Source organism: Pseudofrankia asymbiotica, from assembly GCF_001983105.1.
Taxonomy (GTDB): Bacteria; Actinomycetota; Actinomycetes; order Frankiales; family Frankiaceae; genus Pseudofrankia; species Pseudofrankia asymbiotica.
The window spans coordinates 1-14,392 of sequence record NZ_MOMC01000003.1 but is presented as its reverse complement, the minus strand read 5'-3'; the positions used below and the strand labels follow the sequence as shown (position 1 = coordinate 14,392).

Annotated in this window: 15 protein-coding genes; 11 read left to right on the top strand and 4 right to left on the bottom strand. The window is 74.2% G+C overall.

Translation table 11 applies throughout. The annotated features are described in order from the left end of the window. Positions 1 to 17: 17 nt before the first annotated feature. The 5 genes from dapC (at position 18) to BL253_RS00685 (ending at position 5,492) form a co-directional block, all read left to right on the top strand. Complete coding sequence (dapC, locus tag BL253_RS00705; protein ID WP_076812688.1) at positions 18 to 1,589, top strand: succinyldiaminopimelate transaminase; 1,572 nt, start codon at positions 18 to 20, stop codon at positions 1,587 to 1,589. 214 nt (positions 1,590 to 1,803) lie between these two features. Further along, a complete protein-coding gene (locus BL253_RS00700; RefSeq protein ID WP_076812409.1) occupies positions 1,804 to 2,643 on the top strand; it encodes a 2,3,4,5-tetrahydropyridine-2,6-dicarboxylate N-succinyltransferase in 840 nt (279 codons plus the stop codon). A gap of 58 nt (positions 2,644 to 2,701) precedes the next feature. Further along, complete coding sequence (gene dapE / locus BL253_RS00695) at positions 2,702 to 3,772, top strand: succinyl-diaminopimelate desuccinylase (protein ID WP_076812407.1); 1,071 nt, start codon at positions 2,702 to 2,704, stop codon at positions 3,770 to 3,772. A 122-nt stretch (positions 3,773 to 3,894) separates the two neighbouring features. Then, positions 3,895 to 4,815 carry an LOG family protein gene (locus BL253_RS00690; protein ID WP_076812404.1) on the top strand — a complete coding sequence of 307 codons (921 nt, stop codon included), beginning with the start codon at positions 3,895 to 3,897 and terminating at the stop codon, positions 4,813 to 4,815. Between the two features lie 71 nt (positions 4,816 to 4,886). Continuing rightward, positions 4,887 to 5,492: an LOG family protein gene (locus BL253_RS00685; protein WP_076812401.1), complete on the top strand. Its 606-nt coding sequence runs from the start codon at positions 4,887 to 4,889 to the stop codon at positions 5,490 to 5,492. 91 nt (positions 5,493 to 5,583) lie between these two features. Here BL253_RS00685 and folP read toward each other — a convergent pair whose 3' ends face one another. Continuing rightward, positions 5,584 to 6,396, bottom strand: a complete 813-nt coding sequence (folP, locus tag BL253_RS00680; RefSeq protein ID WP_081437893.1) for a dihydropteroate synthase — start codon at positions 6,394 to 6,396, stop codon at positions 5,584 to 5,586. 393 nt (positions 6,397 to 6,789) lie between these two features. Here folP and BL253_RS00675 point away from each other — a divergent pair, with 393 nt between their 5' ends. The 3 genes from BL253_RS00675 (at position 6,790) to BL253_RS00665 (ending at position 9,693) form a co-directional block, all read left to right on the top strand. Then, a complete protein-coding gene (locus BL253_RS00675) occupies positions 6,790 to 7,176 on the top strand; it encodes a DivIVA domain-containing protein (RefSeq protein WP_116438818.1) in 387 nt (128 codons plus the stop codon). 315 nt (positions 7,177 to 7,491) lie between these two features. Beyond that, complete coding sequence (locus tag BL253_RS00670) at positions 7,492 to 7,659, top strand: DUF3117 domain-containing protein (protein WP_076812398.1); 168 nt, start codon at positions 7,492 to 7,494, stop codon at positions 7,657 to 7,659. 237 nt (positions 7,660 to 7,896) lie between these two features. Beyond that, positions 7,897 to 9,693: a leucyl aminopeptidase family protein gene (locus tag BL253_RS00665; protein WP_076812395.1), complete on the top strand. Its 1,797-nt coding sequence runs from the start codon at positions 7,897 to 7,899 to the stop codon at positions 9,691 to 9,693. A 93-nt stretch (positions 9,694 to 9,786) separates the two neighbouring features. Here the strand turns inward: BL253_RS00665 and BL253_RS00660 are convergent, their stop codons facing one another. The 3 genes from BL253_RS00660 to BL253_RS00650 form a co-directional block, all read right to left on the bottom strand. After that, positions 9,787 to 10,182 (bottom strand): hypothetical protein, encoded by a 396-nt coding sequence (locus BL253_RS00660; RefSeq protein WP_076812392.1) that lies wholly within the window; start codon positions 10,180 to 10,182, stop codon positions 9,787 to 9,789. Between the two features lie 108 nt (positions 10,183 to 10,290). Beyond that, positions 10,291 to 10,989 carry a PGRS family protein gene (locus BL253_RS00655; protein ID WP_076812391.1) on the bottom strand — a complete coding sequence of 233 codons (699 nt, stop codon included), beginning with the start codon at positions 10,987 to 10,989 and terminating at the stop codon, positions 10,291 to 10,293. A 319-nt stretch (positions 10,990 to 11,308) separates the two neighbouring features. Continuing rightward, the gene (locus tag BL253_RS00650) at positions 11,309 to 11,971 is read right to left on the bottom strand and encodes an O-methyltransferase (RefSeq protein ID WP_071051403.1); all 663 of its coding nucleotides are present in this window, start codon (positions 11,969 to 11,971) and stop codon (positions 11,309 to 11,311) included. Positions 11,972 to 12,224: 253 nt separating this feature from the next. Here BL253_RS00650 and sigE point away from each other — a divergent pair, with 253 nt between their 5' ends. From sigE to BL253_RS42740, 3 genes are all read left to right on the top strand, one after another. Then, positions 12,225 to 12,995 (top strand): RNA polymerase sigma factor SigE, encoded by a 771-nt coding sequence (gene sigE / locus BL253_RS00645; RefSeq protein ID WP_076812679.1) that lies wholly within the window; start codon positions 12,225 to 12,227, stop codon positions 12,993 to 12,995. Then, positions 12,992 to 13,702 carry an anti-sigma factor family protein gene (locus BL253_RS00640; protein WP_076812388.1) on the top strand — a complete coding sequence of 237 codons (711 nt, stop codon included), beginning with the start codon at positions 12,992 to 12,994 and terminating at the stop codon, positions 13,700 to 13,702. Before sigE ends, BL253_RS00640 begins: the two co-directional genes overlap by 4 nt. A 220-nt stretch (positions 13,703 to 13,922) precedes the next feature. Beyond that, the coding region (locus tag BL253_RS42740) for a hypothetical protein (protein WP_476644099.1) at positions 13,923 to 14,392 on the top strand (470 nt) is incomplete at its 3' end.

Genomic DNA, 14,392 nt, shown 5'->3' with positions numbered 1-14,392 from the left:
CGCCACACTCCGCCGCGATCTCCGGCCGGCGAGCCCGGTCGAAGGTCCGGCTGCCCGACTTCCCGTGGGATCTCCTTGCCCAGTACAAGGAGAAGGCCGGCCAGCACCCGTACGGGCTGGTTGACCTGTCCGTCGGGACGCCGGTCGACCCGGTGCCGGCGGTCGTCCAGCAGGCGCTGGCCGCGGCGGCGGACTCCCCGGGGTACCCACCGACGTGGGGCACCCCGGGGTTGCGCGACGCGGCGGCGGGCTGGCTGGCCCGGCGGCTCGGTGTGCTCGTCGCCCCGTCGTCGGTGCTGCCGGTGATCGGGACGAAGGAACTGGTCGCCCAGCTCCCAGGCCAGCTCGGCCTGGGGCCTGGGGACCGGGTCTGGGTCCCGACGCTGGCCTACCCGACGTACGAGGTCGGGGCGCTGCTCGCCCGCTGCGAGCCCGTCTACGGACCGGCGGACGGCGTGGCGCTGGTCTGGTTGAACTCCCCGTCCAACCCGACCGGCCGCTGCCTCGGCGTCGACGAGATGCGGGCGGTCGTCGCCTGGGCGCGGGAGCGCGGCGCGATCGTCGCGAGTGACGAGTGTTACATCGAGCTGGGCTGGGAGTCCCGCGCTGTCTCGGTGCTGCACCCGGACGTCTGCGGCGGCTCGCACGAGGGCCTGCTGGCCGTGCACTCGTTGTCGAAGCGGTCGAACCTGGCCGGCTACCGCGCCGGGTTCGTCACCGGTGACCCGGTGCTGGTCCGCGAGCTGCTCGAGCTCCGCAAGCACGCGGGTCTCATACTGCCGGGCCCGGTCCAGGCGGCGATGACGGCGGCGCTCGCGGACGACATGCACGTGGCCGACCAGCGAGCACGGTACGTCAACCGCCGTACCGTGCTCGGCGCCGCGCTGGCGGTCGCCGGATTCACGATCGAGCACAGCGAGGCCGGCCTGTACCTGTGGGCGACCCGCGGGGAGGACGCCTGGGCGACGGTGGACGCCCTCGCCAGCGTCGGTGTGCTCGTCGCGCCCGGCACGTTCTACGGCGAGGCCGGCCGGCGGCATGTCCGGGTCGCGCTGACCGCGCCGGACGCCCAGGTCGCGACGGTGCCCGAGCGGATGGCCATGCTGCCGCCGCCCCGGCCGTCCGGCCCGCCGACGGGGGGCCTGCGTACCGGTGGGTACGCGTACCCACCCGCCGGGCAGGCATCGCGGGGTGGTCAGCAGCAGTCAGGCCAGGCCGGGCCGGCGCCCGGCTACGGGCCCGGCGCTCCCGGGCCCGGCCCGGTCCGGCCCGGATATGGCCAGCCTGGCCAGCAGCCGGGGTACAGCCAGCAGCCGGGACCGGTGCAGCCGGGACCGGGGGCGACGCCGACGATGCCGGGTTACAGTCCGCGGGGGCACTCCGACCTGGGGCGCCCTGACATGGGGCATTCCGATATGGGACGCCCCGACGCGGGGCACTCGGCCGTCGGTCAGCGGGCTGACGGCCGGCAGGCGGGGAACCGGCAGGGCTCACCGGTGTTCGACAACATCGCCGGCCTCGCCGACACCTACGGGAACCCACCGGCTCCCGACCCCGCCTGGCCGGCGGAGCCGCCCGACATCCGCTGAGGCCAGACGGTTCTCGGCCAGCAGCCGCGTGATCACCAGGTGGTCGCGCGGCTGCTGGCGTTTCTGGCGGGTCCGGGTCGGGGGGTGGCGATCCGCCGGCCGGTCGCCCGGTCCGGTGGGGCTGGCGCCGGGACCGCCAGGCGAGGTCCGTGGGTGGGTGTCCCTCGCGCCTCCTCGGCCTGTCCCTCCGCCCGGGGCGGTTAGGGTCGGGCGGGTGAGCACCTCTGAATCCTTCTCCTCTCCGCTTGACCCGGTCGTCGACGAGCTCTGGGAGCGCCGGGCCGAGCTGAACCCGGACGACTCCGACGCCCGCAAGGCGGTCGTCGCGGCCGTCGACGCCATCGACGCGGGCGAGGCCCGGGTCGCCCAGGTCGCGGCCAGCGGCGCGGTCGTCGTCGACGAGCGGGCCAAGCGGGCCATCCTGCTGTCCTTCAAGGTCCTGCCCATGGTCGAGTCGGCGGCCGGCGCCTTCCAGTACCACGACCGGGTGCCGCTCAAGACCCGGTTCGACGGCGTCCGCGTCGTCCCGGGCGCGATCGTCCGCTGGGGCGCTCACATCGCACCCGGCGCCGTGCTCATGCCGAGCTACACCAACATCGGCGGCTACGTCGACTCCGGCACCCTCGTGGACACCTGGGCGACCGTCGGCTCGTGCGCGCAGGTCGGCCGCAACGTGCACCTCTCCGGCGGCGTCGGCCTCGGCGGCGTGCTCGAGCCGCCGAACGCCGTGCCGGTCGTCATCGAGGACGAGGCCTTCGTCGGCAGCCGGTGCATGGTCGTCGAGGGCGCGCGGGTGCGCCGGGGCGCGAAGCTCGGCGCCGGCGCGATCCTGACCTCCTCGACCCACGTCTTCGACGCGACCACCGGCGAGGAGTACCCGCGCGGCGAGGTCCCAGAGCGGGCGGTGGCGGTCGGCTCGAGCAAGATCAAGAGCTTCCCCGGTGGTGAGTTCGCGATGCCGTGCGTCCTCGTGCTGCGTGTGCTCGCCGAAGGTGAGATCCACGACAAGCTGGCCCTCAACGACGTCCTGCGCGAGCACGGCGTCGCCACCTAGGCGAAGGCGCCCGCGGTCGCCTGGCGCCCGCGGGCCGCTCCCGCCATAGGGTGCGGCCATGGAGCTGGACATCGCGGCGCCGGCAGGGGAGCTGACCAGGGCGCTGGTGGACGTCGAGTCGGTGAGCGGCGGTGAGGGGCCGCTCGCGGACACGGTCGAGAAGGCCCTGGCCGGGCTGCCCGGCCTGACCGTCGACCGCGACGGCGACGCGGTCGTGGCGCGCACCCGTCTCGGCCTGCCCAGCAGGGTGGTCCTCGCCGGCCATCTGGACACCGTCCCGGTGGCCGAGAACCTGCCGGCCCGCCGCGACGGCGACCGGCTCTACGGCTGCGGGACGTCCGACATGAAGGCGGGCGTCGCGGTGATGCTGCGCCTCGCCGCCACCGTGCCGCTGGCGAGCCTGGCGCAGGACCTGACCTGGGTGTTCTACGACAACGAGGAGGTCGCCGCCGCCCGCAACGGGCTGCGCCGGCTCGCCGCGGCGCGTCGCGACTGGCTGGAGGGCGACCTCGCCATCCTCATGGAGCCGACCTCCGGCGAGATCGAGGCGGGCTGCCAGGGCACGCTGCGGGTGGTGGCCGCGCTGCCGGGCCGGCGGGCGCACTCGGCCCGCTCGTGGCTCGGCGACAACGCCATCCACCGCGCGGGTGACCTGCTCTCGCGGCTCGCCGCCTACCAGCCGCGCGCGGTGGTCCTGGACGGCTGTGAGTACCGGGAGGGCCTGTCCGCCGTGCGGATCTCGGGCGGGGTGGCCGGCAACGTCATCCCGGACCGCTGCGAGGTGATGATCAATTTCCGGTTCGCGCCGGATCGGGACGAGGCGGGCGCCCTCGCGCACGTCCGCGAGGTGCTCGCCGGGTACGAGCTGGAGCTGAGCGACAGCGTCGGCGGCGCGCCGCCCGGCCTGGCGGCGCCGGCGGCGGCGGCCTTCGTGGCGGCCACTGGCCGCGCCCCGCGGGCGAAGTACGGCTGGACGGACGTCGCCCGGTTCGCCGAGCTCGGTATCCCCGCCCTGAACTACGGCCCCGGCGACCCCAACCTCGCCCACACCCGCGACGAGTACGTGGAGCTGGCCCTGGTCGACGAGGCCGAGCGCGTCCTGCGGGCCTACCTCACCGCTGGGGCGTGACCGGCGGGATCGGCGGCGGGGCGCGGTGGCTGGCCTCGGAGAGCGCCGCCGGTGACGCGGATTTATGTGATCTATCTCATATGTCAAACCCGAGCCGTGCTGACCGGCCCCGCGGGTCCAGTATGCGCGTGGCCTATGGTTCCGGGGTGACACCCTTCCAGCCCGGTGAGCCGGCCGCGCCGCTCGACGCCGCGGACGCGCTCGGCACGCCCGTACCCGCGGGGCGCAGCCAGGGCGAGCCCGACACGGACCACCAGTCGTCACCGCCGCCGGAACAGCGGCGTGGCGCGCAGATCGCCCGGCGCGGCCAGGTCCGCCACTCCACCGCCGATCAACGGCTGCTGGCGAACCAGGACTCCGGCGACTTCGTCCATTCCGACCCGTGGCGGGTCCTGCGCATCCAGAGCGAGTTCGTCGAGGGCTTCGGCCTGCTCGCCGACCTCCCGCGCGCGGTGACCGTGTTCGGGTCAGCCCGGGTGCCGCGCGACCACCAGGACTACGCCGTGGGCCGCAGGCTGGGCGGCGCCCTCGCCGACGCCGGCTTCGCCGTGATCACCGGCGGCGGTCCCGGCGCGATGGAGGCGGTCAACCGGGGCGCGCAGGAGGCCGGCGGCCTGTCCGTCGGGCTCGGCATCGAGCTGCCGTTCGAGCAGCGGCTCAACGACTGGGTCGACCTCGGGGTCAGCTTCCGGTACTTCTTCGTCCGCAAGACGATGTTCGTGAAGTACGGCGAGGCGTTCGTGTGCCTGCCGGGCGGCTTCGGCACGCTCGACGAGCTGTTCGAGGCGCTCACCCTGGTACAGACCGGCAAGGTGACCCGGTTCCCGGTGGTGCTGATGGGCGTCGACTACTGGCGCGGTCTCCTGGACTGGCTGCGTTCGACGGTCGCCGCGACCGGCCGGATCAAGGAGACCGACCTKGACCTGGTCTCGATCACCGACGACGTCGACGAGGCGGTCCGGCTGGTCGTCGAGGGCACGGCGGCCCCGGGTGGCGCGCGGCCCTCGCTGCCGCCGAGCGAGGCGGGCCGGGTGGCCACGTGAGGCTGTGCCCCTGTGCCCCCTTGAGGGTGTGTGCCCTGTGACGCTGTGTGCCCTGTGAGGCTGTGCCCCCAATGAGAATCTGCGTCTACTGCGCGTCGTCCGAGCGCATCGACCCTGGCTACGTGCTGCTGGCCGCCCAGGTRGGATCGGAGCTGGCCGCCCGCGGCCACGACCTGGTCTCCGGCGGCGGCTCGATCTCCTGCATGGGCGCGGTCGCCCGCGCCGCCCGCGCCGGGGGCGCGCACACCCTCGGGGTGATCCCGCGCAAGCTGCTGGAGCTGGAGGTCTCGGACACCGACGCCGACGAGCTGATCATCACCGAGACCATGCGGGAACGTAAGGCGATCATGGACGGCCGGGCGGACGCCTTCCTCACGCTGCCCGGCGGCCTCGGCACGCTCGAGGAGCTGTTCGAGGTGTGGGTCGCCGCGATGCTCGGCATGCACACCAAGCCGATCGTCGTGTGCGATCCCGACGGGGTCTTCACCCACCTGCACACGCTCGTCGACGGCCTCGTCGACCGTGGCTTCGTCCGCCCTGGCGCGCGCGACCTGCTGCGCTGGGCCACCACCGCGACCGAGGCCCTCGACTTCCTGGAGGCCGCCGTCGCGGCCCTCCCCACGGCCATGCCCAGCCCCGCCGAGGCCATCGAAGCCTCCGCCCCTCCGATCGAGTAGAGCCACCCGGCCCCTCCGATCGAGTAGAGCCACCCGGCCCCTCCGATCGAGTAGAGCCACCCGGCCCCTCCGATCGAGTAGAGCCACCCGCCTAGACCACGCCGCGGCGGGCGACGGTGAGGTCGGTGTCGCCGCGGATCGCGGCGACCATGCGCAGGGTGCGAAGGGTCGCTCCGACCTGGTGGGCGCGGAAGATCCGGGCGCCCAGCCAGGCGCTGACGGCGGTCGCCGCGAGGGTGCCCTCCAGCCGCTCCTCGACGGTCGTGTCGAGCGCCTCGCCGACGAAGTCCTTGTTCGACATCGCCATCAGCACCGGCCACCCGGTGGCGACCAGTTCGTCGGTCCGCCTGGTCGCCTCGAGCGAGTGCCGGCTGTTCTTGCCGAAGTCGTGCCCCGGATCGATGATCACCGCCTCCGGGCGCACCCCGACCGCGACGGCGCGCTCGGCGAGTGCGCTGGTGGTGGCCACGATGTCGGCCACGACGTCCGGGTAGCTCATCCGGTGCGGCCGGGTCCGCGGCGGCAGATGGCCGGCGTGCGTGCAGACCAGGCCCACCCCGCCCTCCGCCGCGACCTCGGCGAGCTCCGGCTCCACGCCGCCCCAGGCGTCGTTGAGCAGGTCGGCCCCCTCGCCGACCACCACCCGGCCGACCTCGGCCCGCCAGGTGTCCACGCTGATCACCGCGTCCGGGTGGGCGGCGCGCACCCGGGCGACGAACCCGCCGATCCGGCGCAGCTCCTCGGCTGGGCTCACCTCGCCGCCGGGGGCGGCCTTGACCGCGCCGATGTCGATGATCCCCGCGCCCTCGGCGATCGCCCGGTCGACGGCGGCCAGGGCCTCCGCCTCGCCGTAGGTGGCGCCGCGGTCGAAGAAGGAGTCCGGCGTCCGGTTCACGATCGCCATGACGACCATCTCGGCCGGCCCGAACACCCGCGTACCGAGCCGCAGCGGCCTCGGCCGCCGCTCGGGGCCGGGCCTCGCCAGTACGGCTGCCTGGGGTGGACTTGTGGGCACGGCGACGTCACGGGACACAGCCCCGAGCCTGCCAGACCCCGCACGCCCTCCGACGCGTGCTCAGACGTGAGGCTCCCGGGGTTCCCGCCGGATCCGGGGTCCCTGCCGGATTGGCGGAGCTTGCGGACGGGGTCCCTGCCGGATCGGCGAAGCCGATCTGGGAGGTCGTGATCTGGGAGGTCCGGATCTCACTGCCAGCCCCGGACCAGCGCCGAGCGTCCAGCCGGGGTGTGGTCTGGCGTCTGGTGGGGGAGCTAACGGTGGGGAAGCTACGATCGGGGCGTGGTGCTCGTCATCGAGGTCCTCGTGATCGCCGCAGTGGTGTTCGTGGTCGCGGCGCTTGCCGTCGGCTGGTTCGACCGGATGGCACCGGCCCCGCCGGACGCCGTGCCGACCGGCCTGCCGGCGACCGGTCCGGTCGGCGCGCGCGAGGTCGCTGAGACGCGGCTCAACCTCGCCTTCCGTGGTTACCGGATGGCCGAGGTGGACGCGCTGCTCGCCAGGCTCGCCAGCGAGCTGGCCTGGCGGGATGACGAGCTCGCCCGCCGCGACGAGGAACTGGTCCGGCTGGCCACCTTCGCGCACGCGGACGTGCCAGCGTCCCCGGGGCCGAGCGGCGCTCCCGCGGACGCGTTCTCGCCCACTACCTCCCAGCCTCCGCCGGCCTAGACGATCGTTCCCCCGCTCGACCCGCTCGACCCGCCCGGGCTGCCCGCCGATCCTCATACCGGCTCGCGAACCCGTCATAAATCGGGGCATCCGTGACATACCTTCTGTCCGGGCCCGCCTCCGAGTCGCGGTCGATCTACCGTTGGGCCGCCGCGCCGCCGGACCTATCGGCCGGCGTCGGGTCTGACCTGGCAGATCGGTGGGGCGGCTGCGTCGACCGTTGTGGCTCTGCGGAGGGCCGTGTTTCGGTTTGCTGCCCCGGCTACGGGATAATCGTCGGCAGACGTAGGTCCGACGGCAGGAAGAGGTGCACCGATGGCGGCCATGAAGCCGCGGACGGGTGACGGTCCGCTCGAGGTCACCAAGGAAGGGCGGGGGATCGTGATGCGTGTCCCGCTCGAGGGTGGGGGCCGGCTCGTCGTTGAGCTCACCGCTGACGAGGCGAGCGCCCTCGGCGACGCCCTCAAGACGGMGGTCGGGTAGCCGCCCGGCCCACCCTGCTCGTCGCCTTCCCCGGCGCGGGGGCAGCTTCCGCGGGCTCGCATCGGGTGCCCCGTCGGGAGAGCTTCCTCTGGACTGCCCAAGGTCGAGCCTCGCTCTACCTTGGGCTCGGCGGCGATGGGCGGGGAGGAACCGTCTCGGCCCATGACAGCTGATCGCGATCAGGGAAGTGTGACTATCTCCATCCGTGATGGTGACCTGGGGCGCTGGAGCGTCCCGGTGGTCACCCTACGACCCGGCGGGCCGGCCGCGCCGGATTCGTCCGCGCTCGCAGTGGTCGTGCTGTCGTCCGAGGAGACGGCTTCCGACGGCCGGGGAGGCTCGGGCGAAGCCGGCGCGGCCGGCGGCTCGGCCACGGTCAGGGATGCTCACCAGGTCAGCCCGATAGCGGGCGCCGCGTGCGCCGAACTTGGCATCGATCTCGACGCGCTGCTGACCACCCACACCTTCGGTGGCGACGCTGGCTCGGTTCTGGTGGTTCCGCTGGCCCGCGCCGAGTCCCCGGCCCGGCTTGTCCTGGTGGGCGCCGGCACCGGGAGCGGCGCCGACTGGCGCTGCGCCGGCGCGGCGCTCGCCCGCCGGGCCGGCGCCGGCGACCGGGTGGCACTGGTCGCGGACCCGGACCCGGCGGCCCTCGCCGCGTTCACCGAGGGCCTCGCGCTCGCCTCCTACCGGCAGCCCCGCGGCGCCGGGAAGGCCGCGTCCGATGCCACCGCCGCCACGGCGGACGCCGAGATCGGCGATCTCGGCGCCGGACAGACCGACCTGCCGGGCGACGAGCGCGTCGCTGACGCCGCGGACGCCGCCACGGAGACGGATGAGGTCTCGCCGGTGGCGGAGCCCACCGCGCCAGCGCCGGGGCCGGAACGCGGGAACGGCATCGACGAGGTCATCGTCTGGACGTCGCGCGCGCTGACGCCGACGGAGCTGGCGGAGGCCGCGGAGGCGGTTCGGCGGGCCGGCGTCCTGGCCAGGGCCGTGCTGACGGCCCGTGATCTCATCAACATCCCAAGCCTGGTGAAATCGCCGGAGTGGCTCGCCACGCGGGCGGTCGCGGCGGCGCGCGCGGCCGGGCTGGACGCGTCGTTGATGGACGTCCGGGAGCTCGAGGCCGGCGGTTTCGGCGGGCTGGTCGCGGTCGGCGCCGCGTCGGTGCGCCCGCCCTACCTGGTCGAGCTGCGCTACGAGGGGCCACCCGCCGGTGACGGCGCCGAGCTCGGGCACCGCGTCCTGGTCGGCAAGGGGATCACCTTCGACTCCGGCGGGCTCTCGCTCAAGCCGGCGGGGTCGATGGCCGGGATGAAGACGGACATGTCCGGCGCGGCGGCCGTGCTGGCGACCATGGTCGCGCTGCCGGAGCTCGGCGCGCCCGGCCGGGTCACCGGGCTGCTCTGCATCGCGGAGAACATGATCGGAGCCGCGGCGATGCGGCCCGGCGACGTCATCACCTGCTGGGGCGGGCGGACGGTGGAGGTACTCAACACCGACGCCGAGGGCAGGCTGGTGCTGGCCGACGGGCTGGCGTACGCGGCGGGCGCGCTCGGCGCGGACCTGCTGGTGGACCTCGCCACCCTGACCGGGGCGATCTCGGTCGCGCTGGGCCGGCGCACCGCCGGTCTGTTCGCGTCCGATGACGCGCTCGCCGACGGGCTCACCGCGGCCGCCGCGGCGGCCGGCGAACGGGTCTGGCGGCTTCCGCTCGTCGAGGAGTACCGCCCGGCGCTGGAGTCGCCGGTCGCGGATCTCGCGAACATCGGCCGCGCGCTGGACGTGGGCGGCGGGTCGATCATGGCGGCGCTGTTCCTGCGCGAGTTCACCGACGGGCTGCCCTGGGCGCACCTGGACATCGCCGGCACGGCCCGCTCGGACTCCGACGACGCCGAGATCACCCGGGGCGGTACCGGCTGGGGCGTGCGGACCCTGCTGCGCTGGCTCACCACGGCGCCGGCGCCGACGGCCGCCGACGACCCAGCCCGGGTCGACGCCCCAGCGCCGGCCGTCGTCCCGGCTTCCTGACGCTGGGCCGCCGGCACCGTTCCCGGGCCGGCCGCGCCTCCGCCGCCGCCGCGTGAGCCGGCGGCGCGGCGCGCGCCCGCGTTCCGCCCAGGTTCAGACGTTCGGCGCGTCGAGTCCCCGAGCGGGCTCGGCCGCCTGACGGATGGGGCTCAGCCGCTCTCGGGCCCATCGCAGGCTGTCGTGCTCACCGAGCTGCTCGCGCCAGCCGGCCAGCGCCTGCTCGACGCTCGCCAGGTCGGCGACGGCAAGGATTTCCACCTTCATCTCGCCGACGTCGGCCTGGTGGACGTTGTAGTGGTCGAACACCGCTGCCAGCAGGCCACCGCCGGGGTGGGGCTCGCGCACGGAGTAGATCTCGCCCGTCACCGCGACCCAGCTCAGCCGGTAGGTCGACGAAGGGTCCGTGTGATCGGTCCACCCTTCGCCGAAGGAGATCTCCTCGGACTCCTGCCGCCGCGGGTCGGCCGTGTAGAACTCGTGGACGTTCACAGAGGTGCGGTTCCCACTGAGAGCCGGCGTCAATCTGCCCCGTTGGTCCCGAATCGCCGGGCTGGGCGGCACCGCGGATGGCGGTCCGCGGATGGCTGAGCCCGATACTCAGCCGACTGTMGCCGTGGCGCTCGGCGCCACGGTGGCGGCCGTCACGAGCGCGGTGAGCGCGGCCCCATAGCCGTCCGCCTGCTCCTTGCTGAGGTAGCGCGAGACCCGCAGCACCACTCCGCCCTGCTGGTAGTCGGCCTCCTGGAGCAGCTGGCTCGAGGAGCTGACCGTCCGCAGTTGCTGAACCCGGGAGCTCGCGGCGGCCGAATCGGCGAAGACCTCGATGCTGCCGCCCTGTTCGACCGGGTCCTTGCTGGTGACACCCGCCGGGTTGATCTGGGTCCTGGCGTCCAGAAAGGCGATCTTGCTGGTGTAGCCGTCCGGCTTGCCGAGTAGCTGGTTGGGGTCGCTCGACGCGTCGTAGACGACCGTGGTGTGCAGCGGCACGCCGGCGTCGAGCAGCCGGATCGCCACCTGTTCGGCGGTCAGCCCGGCCAGTGGGCCGACCGCGGCGGCGTCGGCGGTCGGCGTCACGGCCGGCGTGGGGGTACCGTCGCTGCCGGTGGTCACCCGGTTGAGGGTGAAGCCGATCAGGCCGGCCACGACGGCGACGCCGACCAGGAACGCGGCGAGCGAGCCGTTGCTGCCCTGGTCGCCGCGACCGTCGACGAAGGGCGGCCGACGCCGACGTGACGGGTGGCGGCGTTCCGTGGGATCCCCACCGGAAGTGCCACCACCGAACCGCTTGCCCGACATGATCCTTCCCCMAGGTGCCGCTTCATTCCGCGGTGCGCGGACACCGCCACCCGACATTAGTTCGCGGTCGCGTGCGCCTGAGCAGGGCCCCACCGCCGTCGCCTCGACCGCCCCCGTGCTGTCGGAATGCCGACACGCTCACCGCGCCTTCAGGCGGTCCTAAGCCAACTGGAGTGAGCTGTAAAACGTGACAGCACCACCGCCGGCCCGTGGGTTCGGATCCGCCGGCCGACCTCCCGGACCGCCGGCCGCCCGGCTCCACGGGACCGGTCCGTCAGGAGGACGGCCGCCGGTCCCGGGGGAACCCCGCGGACCTCGGCTACCCGACGGGCGAGGACTTCGCGACGGCGGCCACCAGCAGGCCGTCGCCGGCGTTCAGCAACATCGGGGTGAGCCGGGCGTCGTCGCGGACCGCCGTCGCCAGCTCCCGGATGGCCATGACCTCCGGGTTGCGGACCGCCGGGTCGGCGGCGAGGCCGTCGATCAGGATGCCCGCGAACACGACCACCCCGCCCGGGCGCAGCAGCCGCAGCGCCTGGGTGAGGTACTCGGTGCCCTCCCGGCGGTCCGCGTCGCAGAACACCAGGTCGTAGGCCCCGTCGGTGAGCCGTGGCAGGACGTCGAGGGCGCGGCCGGTGATCAGGCGGCTGCGGTTGGACGCCATCCCGGCGTCCGCGTAGGTGCGCCTGGCCAGCCGGAGGTGTTCGGCCTCCACGTCGATGGTGGTCAGCGTGCCGTCCGGCCGCATCCCGCGCAGCAGCCAGGTACCCGAGACGCCTGTCCCGGTACCGATCTCGACGACGGCACGCGCGCCAACGGACGCGGCCAGGAAACGCAGCACCGCGCCGGCACCGGGGCTGACCGGGAGAATCCCGACCTCCTCGGCACGTGCGCGGGCAGCACGAAGGATGGGGTCTTCCAACAGGAAGCCCTCGGCGAAGGCGGCGGCTCGATCGTGTGCGCCGATGTCGGTGTCCGGCATGACAAACGCAGCCTACGGGAACGGCGTACAAGAGCGGCGCGTTGCTTCGTTCATCGAAGTTCGTGTCGAGCCATGTCGCACAGTGYCACCGCCTCGTCCTAGCCCACCGAGAGGAGAAGGGCTCGTGTCCGCAGCGGGAATTGCCGCGCCATGGCCTGCCCGTCGAGTACGGTCGTCGTTCAAAGTCGACCGAGAGGCAGCCGTGAACGGACCGGACGCCAAGCCGTCCGTCCCGGCGGCCGAGCAAGCCTCGGTGGTCGTGCCCAGCCCAACGGCCGATGCGGCCTGGGTGCCACCGTCCTGGGAGGACGTGGTCAAGGAGCACGGCAACCGGGTGTACAGGCTTGCCTACCGGCTCACTGGCAACGCGCACGACGCGGAGGACCTCACTCAGGACGTGTTCGTCCGGGTCTTCCGGTCGCTCGCCGACTACACCCCCGGCACGTTCGAGGGCTGGCTGCACCGGATCACCACCAACCTGTTCCTCGACCGGATGCGCCGCCAGCAGAAGATCCGCTTCGACGCGCTCCCCGAGGACACGGAACGGCTGGCCGGCCGTGAGGCGAGCCCGGAGGCCGTCTACGCCGAGGCGCACCTGGACGCGGACATCGAGGCCGCGCTCGCCGCGCTGCCACCGGACTTCCGCGCGGCCGTGGTCCTTTGCGACATCGAACAGCTGTCCTACGAGGAGATCGCGCAGACGCTCGGCGTCAAGCTCGGCACCGTGCGGAGCCGGATCTCCCGGGGCCGGGCGATGCTGCGTGCCGCGCTCGCGGATCGCGCCCCGCGCGAGTCGCGCTCGGGCGTGGCACTGCCGGCCGAGACCCTGACCGCCGAGATCGACGCGATGACGACCGCGTCGGCGGCCCAGGCCCCGGGCGACGTCACCCCGCTGGCCTCGTCGCCGCCTCCTCCGGCGGAGGCGGCTGTCTCGCGGGAGGGGGGAACGCGGCCGCGTGGCCGCCGACGTCGCGCGGGCGTGGTCGGCGTCGAGATCGGCGCGGCGCGGGAAGGCCGCGCGTGACCTCGCACCTCGGCGAGCGGCTCTGCCCGCTCGTGGACGGTCAGCTTTGCCACGATGAGCGCGACCGGGCGTTGGCCCATCTGGCGCACTGCGCCGGCTGCCGCGAGGAGGTCGCGGAATACCGGCGGATGAAGCAGCGGCTGTCCGGCCTGTGGGCCCCGGCGCTGCCGGAGGGCCTGGCCGACCGGCTTGTCGGTCTCGGCGGGACGCGGCAGCCGCCGCTGGTGCCGACCGGCGCCGCGGGTGCCCGGGGCGCGACGGCCCATCGTCCCGGACCGGTACGACCGGGGGGCGCGGGCCGGCGGCGCGCGGCGCACTCGCGCCTGCCGCTGGCGGTGCCGACGAGTCTGGCCGCGTTAGGCCCGTCGCCGCGTGGGCGGCTGGCGGCACCACCCGGCCGGGTCGACCTGACGGGCGCCGCGGTTGATCTCTCCCGCCCGCGGTCTCCTCGGGCAGGGGGCATCACGCGGATCCGCCGGCTGGACCAGGGCCGGCCCGGCCGTGGTCAGGCGAGAGTGCGCAGGACCCTGGTCGGGTCCGCGGCGCTCATGCTGCTGACGGTGACCGGGGCCGCGGTGGGGGACCAGCCAACCGCCGCGCGCGGAAGCACCATCCGCCCGTCCGCCCCCTCCACCCAACTACCTGTGGTCAACAGGGGCGGGACGACGCCGTTGGTCTCGTCGGTTTCCTTCACTCCCCGAGGTTGAGTCGCCGCGGAATTCGGCTACCAGGGCCACTGCATGGCGTATCCAGGACACGTTGCGCCCTCCAGGCCATGAATCAGCTACCTGATGTGGGTTGTCTGTCCAACCGCTGTGGGTAAGTTCACCAACAGGCTTTACCGTGTATTTCGCGCACGCCGCCCTGGGCAGGCGGGCCCAGGGGCCCGGGATCCTTCCGAGTGGCGTGGGCGTGATCGGAGGGCCCGTGGGCGTGACCGACGGCGGCGAGTCTCTGCGTCGTGACACCGCGTCGACGAGCGCCCTGGGGCGGGTCGCGCTGGAACGGGCGCGAGCCCTCGCGGACTCCGTCCTACCCGCGGACCTGACCGGCGGGCGGGACGTGGGCACCGATCGGTCCTCCGGCGCGCGGGCGTTGTCGGTCGCCTCCGCCGCGCCGTCGGCGGTCGAGAAGACCCCGGCGGAGCGTGGGTCTCCGTCGGAAGCGGCGGATCCGGCCAGCGCGGCCGGTGGGAAGACCGACGCGCCAGAGACCGCGCGGCCCGAGCAGAGCTCGCGCTCGGCGGGCGAGCGAGGCTCCGGGGCGGCCCCGGCGGCCGAGAGCCCCGGCAGGGCCGCCCCGGCGAGCCCGGCGCCCGCGAGCCCGGCGCCCGCGAGCCCGGCGCCCGCGAGCCCGGCGCCCGCGAGCCCGGCGCCCGCGAGCCCGGCGCCCGCGAG

Excerpts from the sequence above, each read along its gene's own strand:
- dapE (WP_076812407.1), top strand. The coding sequence starts at position 2,702 with ATGGAGCTGGACATCGCGGCGCCGGCAGGGGAGCTGACCAGGGCGCTG.
- folP (WP_081437893.1), bottom strand. The coding sequence starts at position 6,396 with ATGGCGATCGTGAACCGGACGCCGGACTCCTTCTTCGACCGCGGCGCC.
- BL253_RS00650 (WP_071051403.1), bottom strand. The coding sequence starts at position 11,971 with ATGCCGGACACCGACATCGGCGCACACGATCGAGCCGCCGCCTTCGCC.